The sequence below is a fragment of the Hymenobacter sp. GOD-10R genome, from assembly GCF_035609205.1.
In the GTDB taxonomy this organism is placed as follows: domain Bacteria; phylum Bacteroidota; class Bacteroidia; order Cytophagales; family Hymenobacteraceae; genus Hymenobacter.
This window is the reverse complement of the sequence record NZ_CP141186.1, coordinates 61,930-73,803: the sequence shown is the minus strand read 5'-3', so window position 1 is coordinate 73,803 and position 11,874 is coordinate 61,930. Positions and strand designations below refer to the sequence as shown.

The 11,874-nt window shown below is 60.5% G+C and carries 15 protein-coding genes; all 15 read left to right on the top strand.

Going from position 1 to position 11,874, the window contains the following annotated elements; all coding sequences use genetic code 11:
* Position 1: 1 nt before the first annotated feature.
* The gene (locus SD425_RS27970) at positions 2-1,060 is read left to right on the top strand and encodes an HlyD family secretion protein (protein ID WP_324680269.1); all 1,059 of its coding nucleotides are present in this window, start codon (positions 2-4) and stop codon (positions 1,058-1,060) included.
* 13 nt (positions 1,061-1,073) lie between these two features.
* Positions 1,074-2,660 (top strand): MFS transporter, encoded by a 1,587-nt coding sequence (locus SD425_RS27965; protein ID WP_324680267.1) that lies wholly within the window; start codon positions 1,074-1,076, stop codon positions 2,658-2,660.
* A gap of 61 nt (positions 2,661-2,721) precedes the next feature.
* Positions 2,722-3,537: a 3-methyl-2-oxobutanoate hydroxymethyltransferase gene (gene panB / locus SD425_RS27960; protein WP_324680263.1), complete on the top strand. Its 816-nt coding sequence runs from the start codon at positions 2,722-2,724 to the stop codon at positions 3,535-3,537.
* Between the two features lie 124 nt (positions 3,538-3,661).
* The gene (locus SD425_RS27955; RefSeq protein WP_324680261.1) at positions 3,662-4,150 is read left to right on the top strand and encodes an SgcJ/EcaC family oxidoreductase; all 489 of its coding nucleotides are present in this window, start codon (positions 3,662-3,664) and stop codon (positions 4,148-4,150) included.
* Between the two features lie 186 nt (positions 4,151-4,336).
* A complete protein-coding gene (locus SD425_RS27950) occupies positions 4,337-4,612 on the top strand; it encodes a hypothetical protein (RefSeq protein WP_324680259.1) in 276 nt (91 codons plus the stop codon).
* Between the two features lie 51 nt (positions 4,613-4,663).
* Positions 4,664-4,849: a hypothetical protein gene (locus SD425_RS30100; protein ID WP_416381049.1), complete on the top strand. Its 186-nt coding sequence runs from the start codon at positions 4,664-4,666 to the stop codon at positions 4,847-4,849.
* 93 nt (positions 4,850-4,942) lie between these two features.
* Positions 4,943-5,215 carry a hypothetical protein gene (locus SD425_RS30095; protein ID WP_416381048.1) on the top strand — a complete coding sequence of 91 codons (273 nt, stop codon included), beginning with the start codon at positions 4,943-4,945 and terminating at the stop codon, positions 5,213-5,215.
* Positions 5,216-5,272: 57 nt separating this feature from the next.
* Positions 5,273-5,875: a Crp/Fnr family transcriptional regulator gene (locus SD425_RS27940; protein WP_324680257.1), complete on the top strand. Its 603-nt coding sequence runs from the start codon at positions 5,273-5,275 to the stop codon at positions 5,873-5,875.
* Between the two features lie 106 nt (positions 5,876-5,981).
* Positions 5,982-6,848: an alpha/beta hydrolase gene (locus SD425_RS27935; protein ID WP_324680255.1), complete on the top strand. Its 867-nt coding sequence runs from the start codon at positions 5,982-5,984 to the stop codon at positions 6,846-6,848.
* 8 nt (positions 6,849-6,856) lie between these two features.
* A complete protein-coding gene (locus SD425_RS27930) occupies positions 6,857-7,435 on the top strand; it encodes a PPC domain-containing DNA-binding protein (protein WP_324680253.1) in 579 nt (192 codons plus the stop codon).
* A gap of 58 nt (positions 7,436-7,493) precedes the next feature.
* Positions 7,494-7,883: a nuclear transport factor 2 family protein gene (locus SD425_RS27925; protein ID WP_324680251.1), complete on the top strand. Its 390-nt coding sequence runs from the start codon at positions 7,494-7,496 to the stop codon at positions 7,881-7,883.
* Positions 7,884-7,935: 52 nt separating this feature from the next.
* The gene (gene egtB, locus SD425_RS27920) at positions 7,936-9,102 is read left to right on the top strand and encodes an ergothioneine biosynthesis protein EgtB (protein ID WP_324680249.1); all 1,167 of its coding nucleotides are present in this window, start codon (positions 7,936-7,938) and stop codon (positions 9,100-9,102) included.
* A gap of 25 nt (positions 9,103-9,127) precedes the next feature.
* A complete protein-coding gene (locus tag SD425_RS27915) occupies positions 9,128-10,087 on the top strand; it encodes an L-histidine N(alpha)-methyltransferase (RefSeq protein WP_324680246.1) in 960 nt (319 codons plus the stop codon).
* Complete coding sequence (locus SD425_RS27910) at positions 10,044-11,099, top strand: zinc-binding alcohol dehydrogenase family protein (protein ID WP_324680244.1); 1,056 nt, start codon at positions 10,044-10,046, stop codon at positions 11,097-11,099. The genes SD425_RS27915 and SD425_RS27910 overlap by 44 nt, the downstream gene beginning before the upstream one ends.
* 64 nt (positions 11,100-11,163) lie before the next feature.
* On the top strand, positions 11,164-11,844 hold the full coding sequence (locus SD425_RS27905; RefSeq protein ID WP_324680242.1) for a hypothetical protein: 681 nt from the start codon (positions 11,164-11,166) through the stop codon (positions 11,842-11,844).
* The last annotated feature ends 30 nt before the right edge of the window (positions 11,845-11,874 follow it).

The window sequence follows — 11,874 nt, the reverse complement described above, 5'->3', positions numbered from 1 at the left end:
TATGATTCAGCCGACGACCTCACCGCAACGCACTGATCGCCTCGTGGCGCGCATTACGACCACCATAGCCAGCCTGCTGGTACTGGCCCTGCTCGTGTGGGGCAGCCGCATTGGGTGGCAGATGCTCCACTACGAAAGCACCGATGATGCCCAAGTGGAAGAATACATCAATCCAATCAACAGCAAGGTTAGCGGCTATATTCGCCAGATTCGCTACGCCGAGAACCAGGCCGTGAAGGCTGGCGACACGCTGGTGGTGCTCGATAACCGCGACTTCGAGGTGCCTGTTGCCGAGGCGAAAGCCGCCTTGGCTAACGCCCAGGCTCAACTGCTCAACTTGGCCAGCACTGTGCAAACCTCGCAACGCAGCTCCCAAGTAAGTCAAAGCCAAATTGGCGCGGCTAAGGCCCGGCTGGTGCAGCAGGAGCAGGACTTTGCCCGCTACCAGCAGCTGCTGGCCGATGAGGCCGTGACGCGCCAGCAGTTTGAGCGCCAGCAGTCAGCCCTTGCTGTAGCCCGCTCCGACTACCAAGCTTTAGCCGGCAGCTACCAGACGTCCCTCTCGCGGGTGAACGAAAGCCAGGGCCAGCGCGCCGTGCTGCAAGCCGAAATCCGGCGGCGGCAGGCCCTGCTGCGCAAGGCTCGACTCGACCTTTCCTACACCATCGTGACGGCGCCCTACACCGGCGTGATGGGCCGTCAGACCATTCAGGAGGGCCAGTTGATTCAGGCTGGGCAGCCGCTGGCCTATATCGTGAACCGGCAAGCGGGCAAGTGGATAACGGCCAATTTCAAGGAGACCCAGCTATCGTACCTGCACGTAGGACAGCCGGTGCGCATTATTACCGATGCTTACCCCGACCAAACATTTGCGGGTCGTATTGAATCGCTGTCGCCAGCTACGGGCGCGCGGTTTTCGCTGCTTCCGCCCGACAACGCCACCGGCAACTTCATCAAGGTGATCCAACGCCTGCCTATCCGCATCCAGCTCATCGACCAGCCGGCGAAGACCGCGCAGCTCGCGGCGGGCATGAACGCCACCGTGACGGTGGCCAAGTAACTTCCGCTACCTGATGAAAAAAGCTGAACCACTGCCGCTTTTCAAGACGTGGGTGCCCGAGTGGGTTATCCGAGCCGTACTCTTTTGGGCGCTGCTGCCACCGTTTCTGCTGCTGGGTCTCTACGCTGGCAGCGCGGCCGAGGTGGCGGGCTACTACGGGGTGGAACCGGCCGACGTGCAGTTTTCGATATTACTCTACTACGCAGGCCTAGTGGCGTTTCTGCCCTTCGACCCGCATCTGGGTAGCTACCTGCGCCTGCGCGACTACTTGGCGTTGAGCGTAGTATTATTGGTGACATTAGTGGGCCTGGCTGGCTGGGTGCGCGATTTTCGGCTGCTGTTGGTGCTGCGCTTTTTGCAGGGCACCGTGGCCTGCACCATCGTCACGCCGCTGCTGTCGCTGATTTTTTCGCGGCTGCATACCACCCGGGCCCGGGCCATGGGCTATGCCATTTTCTACGGGGGACTGCTGGCCTCGGCACCGCTGGGCACCATACTGAGTTGGTCGGTGCTTGACCGCTACCCCGTGCCGGCTCTCTTTCACGTATTTCTGCTGCTGGTAGTGCCCGGTGCGCTACTGTTGCTGCTACTCCTCAATGGTGTGCGCACCCGCCGGCGCCTACCGCTCACTCAATTGGAGTGGCCTAGCTGGGTGCTGCTGAGTGCCGCGCTGCTGGGGCTATCTTATTTGGCTTCCTACGGCCAGCAGCTTTACTGGCTGGAAAGCCCGGTGGCTTGGCTAGCGCTGGGGCTAGTCACGGTAGGCGGCGGAGCCTTCGGGTGGCGGCAATGGCACCTGAAGCGGCCCTACATCCACCTTGGCGTGTTTCGCTACCGTACCTTTCGCGTGGGGCTGGCGCTGTTCATGGTGTTCTACTTTTTTCGGGGGACCACCAACATTGCGGCAGCCTACTTCACCGGAGTACTGCACGTTGATGCCCGGCAGATGGTGCTGCTACAAGCCGCCACGCTACTTGGTATTGTGCTGGGGGTGAGTGTGGTGGTTCGTTTCGTGCTGCTGGGTACGCCCTTGCGTCGGCTGCTAGTCGTGGGATTTGTGCTGCTGCTCACTCACCACGTGTGGATGTACTTGCTCTTTGGACCGGCGCAGGGGCTAAGCGTTTTCCTGCTTCCCATGTTGCTGCAGGGCTTGGCCGTGGGAGTTGTGCTGGTCCCACTGGCTTTGTTCACGATGGGCGGGCTGCCGCCGCAGCTGGCCACAGCGGGCACCTTCGCGGCGGTGGCGTTTCGCAACTTGGGCTTCGTAGGCTCACTGGCCGTCACCAGCGTGTTGCAGCCCTACTGGCGTACGGCCCAGCTTGACCGGTTCCGGGCCGATTTGCTGCCCAGCGCCAGTGAAGTGGCTGTCCGCGTGCAAGGCCTGCAGCAAACCTTGCAGGGCAAGGGGCTGGCCTTGGAAACGGCCCAGCGCGGTGCCACCAGCCTGCTAGCCCGCACCCTCGAAACCCAAACCCTACTTCGCTACTGCTTGAATTACTTCGGCTTGGTCAGCCTGGGTATTATGGCCCTGCTCGTGGTGCTGCTGGTGCTGCCGCCGCTACACCGGCAGGCCGTCACGTTCCGGCAAAGGCCCTTGTAGGGCGGCGTACCGGGTTCTTGATCATCTCTTCTACTTCATTCTCTGCTCCGCTCCTCGCACTATGTCCCAACACAAAGAAGTTAAGCTCATTACCACCCACCAGTTGCAGGCCATGAAGCAGCGCGGCGAAAAGATTTCCATGCTCACGGCTTACGATTACTCAATGGCCCGGATTCTCGACGAGGCTGGCACCGATGTATTGCTCGTCGGCGACTCGGCCGCCAACGTCATGGCTGGCCACGAAACGACACTGCCCATCACCTTGGACCAGATGATCTATCACGCCCAAAGCGTGGTACGCGGCACCCAGCGGGCCTTTGTGGCGGTGGACTTGCCCTTCGGCTCCTACCAAGGCAATTCGTCGGAGGCCCTGCGCTCGGCCGTGCGCGTGATGAAGGAAAGCGGCGCGCACGGCCTGAAGCTGGAGGGCGGAGCCGAAATTAAGGACAGCGTCCTACGCATTCTAGCGGCGGGTATTCCGGTGATGGGCCACCTGGGTCTCACGCCACAGAGCATCTATAAATTCGGCACCTACACGGTGCGGGCCAAGGAGGAAGCCGAAGCCCAAAAGCTCCTCGAAGATGCCAAGCTACTCGAGGAACTGGGCTGCTTCGCCGTGGTGCTGGAAAAGATTCCAGCCGCGCTAGGCCGGCAGGTAGCTGAGCAGCTGACCATTCCCGTCATCGGCATTGGAGCCGGCCCGCACGTAGATGGGCAGGTGCTGGTGGTGCACGACGTGCTGGGCATCACCAAAGAATTTAAGCCGCGCTTCCTGCGTCGTTACGCCGAGCTGGGCGACCTGATGCACCAAGCCGTGACTCAGTACGTCAGCGACGTAAAAAGCAGGGCCTTTCCCTCGGATGCGGAAGGGTATTAACGCAGGCTGTTGACAGGAAGCTTAACCTAGATTAAGTCCATTTCTTACGCTAGTTCAACGGCTTGCCAAGCTCTGGTGCGGGACCTTTGCCCTATTCAATCCAACTTCTAGCGTTCAACCCTATATGAAGAAATCCTCACTCATTGCCGCCACGCTTCTCCTGTCTCTAACCACTGGTTTCAGCCACGCCAACGGCCGGTCAGATAAGCTACCTGCTGCGGTAACAGTTGCCGACAACGACAAAGCAGCCATCGAGAAAGTCATTACTGCCTACCGCGACGCGCTGAAGGAAGCCAACGTGAGCAAAGTTGTGGCGCTCTACACCAAAGACGCCGTGCTGATGCCGCCCGCCGCTCCCACCGCCGTGGGCCAGCAGCAGGTGAAAGCCACCTACGAGTACGTGTTCAATGCCATTAAGCTGGACATCAACTTCACCATCGACGACATCGTGGTAAACGGCAACAACGCCTTTGTTCGCTCCACCTCGAAAGGCACGGCGACCGTCAACGCCAACGGCCAGACCGGGCCGGAAGAGAACCGCGAGCTGTTCGTCTTCCAGAAGGTAGGGGGCCAGTGGAAAATTGCCCGCTACATGTACAACAAAACGAAATAGTCGGCCCCAAGCCGGCAAGTTACTAGCAGCCTGCCCTGCCGCGCCTGCATTGCCTTTGACGGGCGGTGCAGACGCTTGCAGGGCAGTTTTTTTTTGCGGCCGGGCGTGCTTTCTTACCCTAGGTCAAGGTTATGGCCTGTTAGGGCGGGTAGTTTTGGGCTTTGATTCAACCCTCCTCTGCCCCTCATGCAACGCCGTTCCGTTCTCAAAGCGCTGGCCCTGGCTCCGTTGCTACCATCGGCCCGGAACCTGAAGAACCTGTTTGCTGCCGCTGCCGCTTCGCCGCGCACGGCTGTAATGCCGGTGCTGTTTGTGGGGCACGGCTCGCCCATGAATGCCCTTGAGGACAATGCCTTTACACGTAGCCTGCACCAGCTAGGCACACGCCTCACGCCGCCCAAGGCCATTGTCGTCATCTCGGCGCACTGGCAAACCAAGGGCACGTTCGTGACCAACAACTAGCGCCCCCCGACCATCCACGACTTTGAGGGCTTTCCGCCGGCACTGGAACGAATGCAGTACCCCGCACCGGGCAAGCCCGATTTGGCGCAGGCCATCGTGGAGCACGTGCATGAGGTACACGGCGCGGCCGACTGGGGCCTTGACCACGGCACCTGGTCTATCCTGCACCACTTGTACCCACAGGCCAACATCCCGGTGGTGCAACTCAGCCTCGACTACAGCAAGCCGCTGGCCTAGCACTTTGACCTTGCCCGGCAACTCCAGTTTCTGCGTGAGCGGGGCGTGCTACTCATTGGCTCTGGCAATGTGGTGCACAACCTGCAACTAAGCATGTCTAAGCTCATGGCTGGTGACGACAGCGCCTTCGAGTGGGCCACGCAGTTCGACCAGTGGGTGAAGGGCCGACTCGACCAGCGCGACTTCAAGAGCCTGCTGGCCTACCAACAAACCGGCCGCAGCGGTGCACTGGCGGTGCCCTCGCTCGATCACTACCTGCCGCTACTTTACAGCGCCGGCCTGGCCCACCCAACCGAGGCTATCACCCATACGTTTGAGGACGTGACGTTCGGGGGCATCAGTATGCGCACGTTTCAGGTGGGTTAACACCCAGCTAACTCGGCGCTATGCCCGGCGCCACCCATCTACTACTTTGCCAGCAACTTGGATACATCTCCTTCTCCGCTCAAGGCGCTCAGCCAGTATTTCCGCAACGACTATTTTCCCCTCACTCAACAAGAAGAAGAGGAGTTGACGCGGCATTTTACGGAGCGGAAGGTGAAGCGCCGGAGCTTCCTATTACAGGAGGGTGAGGTGTGCCGGTACGCCAGCTTCGTAGTGGCCGGGTGCTTTAAACTGTACGCCGTCGATAAGAGCGGCAAGGAGCACAACCTGCTCTTTGCCGTGGAAAATGAATGGATCACCGATTTGGCCAGCTTTTACGCCGAGCAGCCCACCCGTGTGTACATCGAAGCCGTGGAGCCGGCGACGGTGCTGCAAATCAAGCGCGACGATCTGCTCGACCTGTTCACGCGCTACCATAAGTTCGACCGCAACTTTCGCATCCTCGTCGAGCGAGGGTACATCGACCTGCAGAACCGCATACTGCAAAGCATCAGTGCCACGGCCGAGGAGCGATATCAAAACTTCCTAACGCAGTACCCCCACTGGGCCAACCGCTTACCCAACACGCAGATTGCTTCCTATCTCGGCATCACGCCGGAGTTCCTTAGCAAAGTCCGCAAAGACCGGGCTACCAAAGCCTGAACGCTTAACCTAGGTTAAGGGTATTTCTTACGCTAGTTTATTCCGGGACGGGGGGTGGCAAACCCAATTTTGCATCATCATTTTCACTCGCCATTCTCTGTTCGTTATGTCACGGCACCTGCTGTTTTTCTTTCTTCTCCTAACCACTGTCGCCTTCGGCCAGCAACGGCCGGCCAAGCCCCTACGGGCTTTTATGCAGGCCACCCCCTCCCCAAAGGGCGCCATTCAGTACGGTAATAATCCCAAGGCCGGGCACTACGCCCAGGCTGGCGATGCCAAGATTTACTACGAGGTGTACGGCAAGGGCCGGCCCTTCGTGCTGCTGCACGGCGGCATGCTAGGCTCGACCTACGAGATGCACCAGTTCATCGACAGCCTCTCGCGCAAATACCAGGTGATTGCCATTTCCACGCGCGGCCACGGCAAGTCGGAGTTGGGCACCGCGCCGCTCACCTACGAGCAGCGGGCAGGCGACGTGCTGGCCGTCCTCAAGGCCACCACCCGCGACAGCGCCATCGTGCTGGGCTTCAGCGACGGAGGCTTCGCGGGCTACAAGCTAGCCAGCATGTACCCCGAGCGGGTGCGCAAGCTCATCACCATCGGCGCCAGCGAGGTGACGGCCGGCCAGCGGCAGTTCGACTTCAGCCCCCAGCAGGCCCTGGCCCTCGACAGCGCCTACGTGCGCCAGCAGCAGTCGCTGATGCTTCAGCCGCAGCGCCTGGGCAAGATGTTTACCCAGGTGGCCACCCTGTACAACCACCTGACCGTGGACCGCGCCCTCATGCAGTCCATCCAGTGCCCGGTGCTGGTGATGGCCGGCGACCGGGACGAAGGCAACCCCGTGGACCGGATGTACCGCACGGCCCAGGACCTACGCCGCGGCCAGCTCGGCATCATTCCGAACGCCGGACACGGCGCCTTCCTCAGCAACTTCCCGGCCGTGTGGGCCGGGGTGGTACCGTTCATTAAGTAAGTACTCCGATGCGCGTTTCCTTCTTCCAACACCTCGCCGCTACGGCCTTGCTCGTGGCCAGCAGCGCCCTGGCCACCCAGGCGCAGGACTACATCTCGCTCACCACCGGCAAGCCCGTGGAGCTGGGCAAGGCGCCTAACATGAAAGTAAAGCTGCTAAGCACCAGCGGGCAGGTAAAAACCTACGTGCTGATTTTCTCGAAGGGCGACGAAATCGTGTCGGGCCTGACGGAGTTCGCGCAGAAATACAACGTCAAGAGCGCGCACTACCAGGCCATTGGCGATGCTCTATCGGTCAAGGTGGGAGTGTTCGACTACGGCCGCAAAGCCTTTAAGGTCATCCCCTTCAACGATCCCATTGAGGTGACCTCGCTAACGGGCGACGTGGCCGTGTACAACGGCAAGCCGGTGGCCCACACGCACGTTAACCTAGCTACGTTCGATGGCCTCCTCCACGGCGGGCACCTGTTCGAGCTGGTTTCCGGCCCCACCGTGGAGCTATTTGTGACCGTGGAGCCCACGCCGCTCTACAAGAAGCTCAATACCGAGTTCGATGCGGCCATCATTGATCCAGAATTAACCAAGTAATCTTCACCAGCCCCGGTTTTCGGCCGTGGGCTTTCTCCCCTCTCCCGAGACCAGAATTATGCAACCGCACTCCCCCACGCAGGCTGCCGAGCAACTGCTGGCCCAGTACGCCGAGGCCCTAAATACGGCTCATCCCCTCCTGCTACCCGCCCTCTACACCGCCGACGGCGTGTTTATGCCCAATGGCGTGGCCTCGCTGCCCGCCGGCGTGTTGCCGGGCCAGGGCGAGAAGTTCTTCGCCAAGTCGCGCCTGCACATCCGCTACGCGGTGGAGGAGGTGACCGGGAACGGCGAGTATGCCTTCGTGCAGGCCACGGCCCGCACCGCCACTACGGACCTAACCACCGGCCAGGAAGTGACCCGCACCAGCCGGGACTTCTTCGTGCTGCGCCAGGAAGGCCAAGACTGGAAAATCTACCGCTACCTGTTCAACAGCGTACGGGAGTAGGCAGCAGCGGCTCCGGCTTTTGGCTGGGGCCGCGCATTGATCGGTTGTTTTTATGACATTACGAGAAAAGTATCAGCACCTGCGGGCACGCACCGAAGCCATTTGCCAGGGACTGGAAGCGGAGGATTTCGTGGTGCAGCCCATTGGGGACGTGAGCCCACCGAAGTGGCACCTGGGGCACACCACTTGGTTTTTTGAAACGTTCGTGCTGCTGCCCCACGCGCCGGGCTACGCGGTTTTCAACGCGCAGTACAACTACGTGTTCAACAGTTACTACGAGACGGTTGGGGCCCGCGTGGTACGCACCGACCGGGGCAACCTCAGCCGCCCGACGGTAGCCGATGTCCGCCGCTACCGTGCCTACGTGGACGACGCCATGGGCGTGTTTCTGACCACTGAGCAGGCCTTTAGTTCCGCGTTGCGCGAGCTGCTGATACTTGGTTTGAACCACGAGGAGCAACACCAGGAACTGCTCATCACGGACATCAAGTACATCCTGGGCCACAACCCCTTGCTGCCCATGTATCCCACGCATTACGACAAGCCGGCGGTACCGGACGTGGCAGCCGGGCAGTGGGTGAGCGTGCCGGAAGGCGTGTACGAAATTGGTGCTACGGGCCAGGAGGACTTTTGCTTTGACAACGAGCTAGGCCGCCACAAGGTGTATCTGCCCGCCTATCAGCTGCAGCGCGAGCTGGTCAGTAACGCTGAGTACCTAGCCTTCATCGAGGCCGGGGGGTACGCCGATTTTCGTTACTGGCACGCGGCCGGTTGGGAATGGGTGAAGGCGCAGGGAATTCAGGCTCCGCTCTACTGGCATCAACTCGCTGGCCAGTGGCACTACTACACGCCCGAGGGTCTTGCCCCGCTGTCTCTCGGCCAGCCCGTGTGTCACCTCAGCTACTACGAAGCCTGGGCCTACGCGCAGTGGCGCGGCCTGCGTCTGCTCACCGAAGCCGAGTGGGAAGTAGCCGCGCCACTGCTTAACTGGGGTAGCCGCTGGGAGTGGACGGAAAGCGCCTACCTCCCCTACCCGGGCTTCACCAAAGCCGAAAGTGCCATTGGCGAGTACAACGGCAAGTTCATGGTCGACCAGCTGGTTCTGCGAGGGGCTTCCGAGGCCACCACGCCAGGCCACAGCCGCCCCACGTACCGCAACTTTTTTCAAGCGCCGGCGCGCTGGCAGTTCACGGGCCTGCGCCTGGCTAGGTACAACTAATCTGCTGGCCCCTAAGTCCTTTTTTATGTACGATACCATCGTGGAATCCGCTTTTCGCCGGGACGTAGTGCAGGGCCTGTCCGCCTCGCAAAAGACCTTATCCTCCAAGTATTTCTACAACGCCGCTGGGGACGAGCTGTTCCGGCAAATTATGGCCTGCCCGGAATACTACTTGAGCCGGGCAGAGGAGCAGTTGCTACGCGACCACAGCGCGGCTATGGTGCGCGCCTGCGCCAAACGCCTCGGTTACTTCGACATTGTCGAGTTAGGGGCTGGTGACGGCTCCAAAACCGTCCATTTGTTGCGCGAAGCCTTGCAGCAAGGCTGCATCCACCAGTATATCCCAATTGATATTCCAGCCAGCAGCGTGGACTACCTGCTCCACACGTTGGCTCCGCAGCTCCCAGGGCTGGCTATCGAAGGCATTGTAGGCGAGTATCTACCAGCTTTAGACCAGGCCTTGACGGCCAGCCAGCGTCCCAAGCTCGTGCTATTTCTCGGCGCCACCATCGGCAACCTGCTGCCAGCCGAGGCGTGGGCGTTTTGCTGGCAGCTGCGCGAGCGGCTGCGTCCCGGCAACCTGCTGTTAGTGGGCTTCGACCTGAAAAAAGATCCGGCTACCATTCTGGCCGCCTACAATGACCAGGCGGGCCTCACCAGCGCCTTCAACCTGAACCTGCTCCAGCACATCAACGACGAGCTAGGGGGAAATTTTGAGGTAGGCGCCTTCGCGCACTACCCGGTGTGTGACCCGGCCACGGGAGCCTGCAAAAGCTATCTTATCAGCCAGTGTGCGCAGCGCGTCACGCTAGATGACGGCACCGCGTTTGAGTTCGCGCCGGGTGAGGCCATCTACATGGAGGTATCGCAGAAGTACAGCGTGGCGGAAATAGAGGAACTAGGCCGAACGGCCCGTTTCCTTTCCGTACACACCTTTTTCGATGCGCAACAACGCTTCGTCGATGTACTATGGCAGCGCGGCTAAGTCGTTGGCCGCATCCGTCTTGTCTCCTGTTTTTCCCTTGGTTATGAAAGCAGCTGTTTTATATAGTCCCGGTTCCGCCGAGCAGTTTCGCTTGGAAGAGCGGCCAGTACCGGTGCCCGCTGCCGGGCAAGTGCTGCTCCGGGTGCGAGCCTTCGGGCTAAACCGCTCGGAGCTGATGACTCGCAAAGGCCTGTCGCCGGGCGTGCAGTTTCCCCGCGTGCTCGGCATCGAATGCGTCGGCGAAGTGGTCCAGGATCCTTCGGGTACGTATCAGCCCGGCCAGCAGGTGGCAGCGCTGATGGGCGGCTTGGGCCGGGACTTCGACGGCAGCTATGCCGAGTATACGGTCGTACCCAAGACCATCCTGTATCCCTTTCGTAGCCGGCTACCTTGGGCCCAGCTCGGAGCCATCCCGGAGATGTTTCAGACGGCGTATGGCTCGCTGCACTTGGCCCTGCAAATCCAGCCGGGTCAGACGTTGCTCATTCGCGGGGGCACTTCGTCCGTCGGCCTGCTAGCCACGCAGTTGGCAAACCTCGATGGCCTCACGGTGTTGGCTACTACCCGCCGTGCTGATCGGGCGGCCCTGCTCACGGCCAACGGCGCGGCCCACGTGCTGGTCGATGATGGCCAGCTGCGCGAGCAGGTGCGGGCCTTGTTTCCACAAGGCGTTGACCGCGCGCTGGAACTAGTGGGGGCCACCACCCTGCGCGATACGCTCACCAGCCTGAAGCCCGGCGGCGTGGGCTGCATGACGGGTATGCTCTCCGAAAGCTGGACCATTCCCGACTTTGCCCCGATGGAGTTCATCCCGGCCACGGTGGGGCTGACCATTTATGATAGTGGTCAGGTAACGGCTCCCGCCGAGGCGCTGCAGGCGTTTATCGACTCCGTCGAAGCGGATCGGGTGCAGCTCGGCATCGGGCGCACCTTTTCACTTGACGACCTGGTGGCCGCCCACCACCTGATGGACAGCAATGCGGCCGGGGGCAAGTTGGTCGTAATTCCCTAACGCGGCTTCGGGCCGTGAGCCGACAACTAGTATTTGCTTTTTGACCGCATTATTTGTTTCTCCTATGTCTCTGCCATTTTTAACACCGCTGACGCTTTGCTTTGCGAGCTTGTTAGGCCTGGGTAGCTCGCGTCCTACATCCTCCCCTACCGACCGCTTCGAGGCTATCAATGTGCTTACCACCCGCGAAAAGCTGGCGGGCAAAGTAGTGCAGAAAGTAACCAAGAGCCCTACCGTGACGGCGTTCGACGAGGCCACCTTTGCCCGGCTTATTGGCAGCAGCTTTCACAACGGCACCATTGAGGTGAAGGTACTGAGCCGGCTTCTACCGGGTGCTCCGGCGTTGGCTCGCGGCTTCATTGGTCTCGCCTTTCGAATCAATGCGGCTAACTCGCAGTTCGAAAACGTATATATCCGCCCAGTTAATGGACGGGCGGCCAATCAATTGCAGCGCAATCATTCCGTCCAGTACTTCTCGTACCCCGATTATCGTTTCGAACGACTGCGTCAGGAAGCCCCCGGGGCCTACGAGTCATATGCCGATATGGGTCTCAATGAATGGATACGCTTGCGACTGGTGGTGCATGAAGCGCAAGCGCAGTTATTCCTTAATGATAACAAGCAGCCTACCTTACTCGTCAACGACCTGAAGCACGGGCCTGCTGCCAACGGCGGTATCGGTCTGTGGGTTGATGTGGGCACGGAAGGCTTTTTCTCCGATTTGAAGATTACCCCAACTCCCTGAAGGTCCTGCCTGGCTAACCTTCTTCATTTT

Coding starts and splice junctions, on each gene's coding strand:
- SD425_RS27935 (WP_324680255.1), top strand. CDS start 5,982: ATGTCACGGCACCTGCTGTTTTTCTTTCTTCTCCTAACCACTGTCGCC.
- SD425_RS27970 (WP_324680269.1), top strand. CDS start 2: ATGATTCAGCCGACGACCTCACCGCAACGCACTGATCGCCTCGTGGCG.
- egtB (WP_324680249.1), top strand. CDS start 7,936: ATGACATTACGAGAAAAGTATCAGCACCTGCGGGCACGCACCGAAGCC.
- SD425_RS27930 (WP_324680253.1), top strand. CDS start 6,857: ATGCGCGTTTCCTTCTTCCAACACCTCGCCGCTACGGCCTTGCTCGTG.
- SD425_RS30100 (WP_416381049.1), top strand. CDS start 4,664: ATGCAGTACCCCGCACCGGGCAAGCCCGATTTGGCGCAGGCCATCGTG.
- panB (WP_324680263.1), top strand. CDS start 2,722: ATGTCCCAACACAAAGAAGTTAAGCTCATTACCACCCACCAGTTGCAG.
- SD425_RS27950 (WP_324680259.1), top strand. CDS start 4,337: ATGCAACGCCGTTCCGTTCTCAAAGCGCTGGCCCTGGCTCCGTTGCTA.
- SD425_RS27965 (WP_324680267.1), top strand. CDS start 1,074: ATGAAAAAAGCTGAACCACTGCCGCTTTTCAAGACGTGGGTGCCCGAG.
- SD425_RS27905 (WP_324680242.1), top strand. CDS start 11,164: ATGTCTCTGCCATTTTTAACACCGCTGACGCTTTGCTTTGCGAGCTTG.
- SD425_RS27915 (WP_324680246.1), top strand. CDS start 9,128: ATGTACGATACCATCGTGGAATCCGCTTTTCGCCGGGACGTAGTGCAG.
- SD425_RS27955 (WP_324680261.1), top strand. CDS start 3,662: ATGAAGAAATCCTCACTCATTGCCGCCACGCTTCTCCTGTCTCTAACC.
- SD425_RS27925 (WP_324680251.1), top strand. CDS start 7,494: ATGCAACCGCACTCCCCCACGCAGGCTGCCGAGCAACTGCTGGCCCAG.
- SD425_RS27910 (WP_324680244.1), top strand. CDS start 10,044: ATGCGCAACAACGCTTCGTCGATGTACTATGGCAGCGCGGCTAAGTCG.
- SD425_RS30095 (WP_416381048.1), top strand. CDS start 4,943: ATGTCTAAGCTCATGGCTGGTGACGACAGCGCCTTCGAGTGGGCCACG.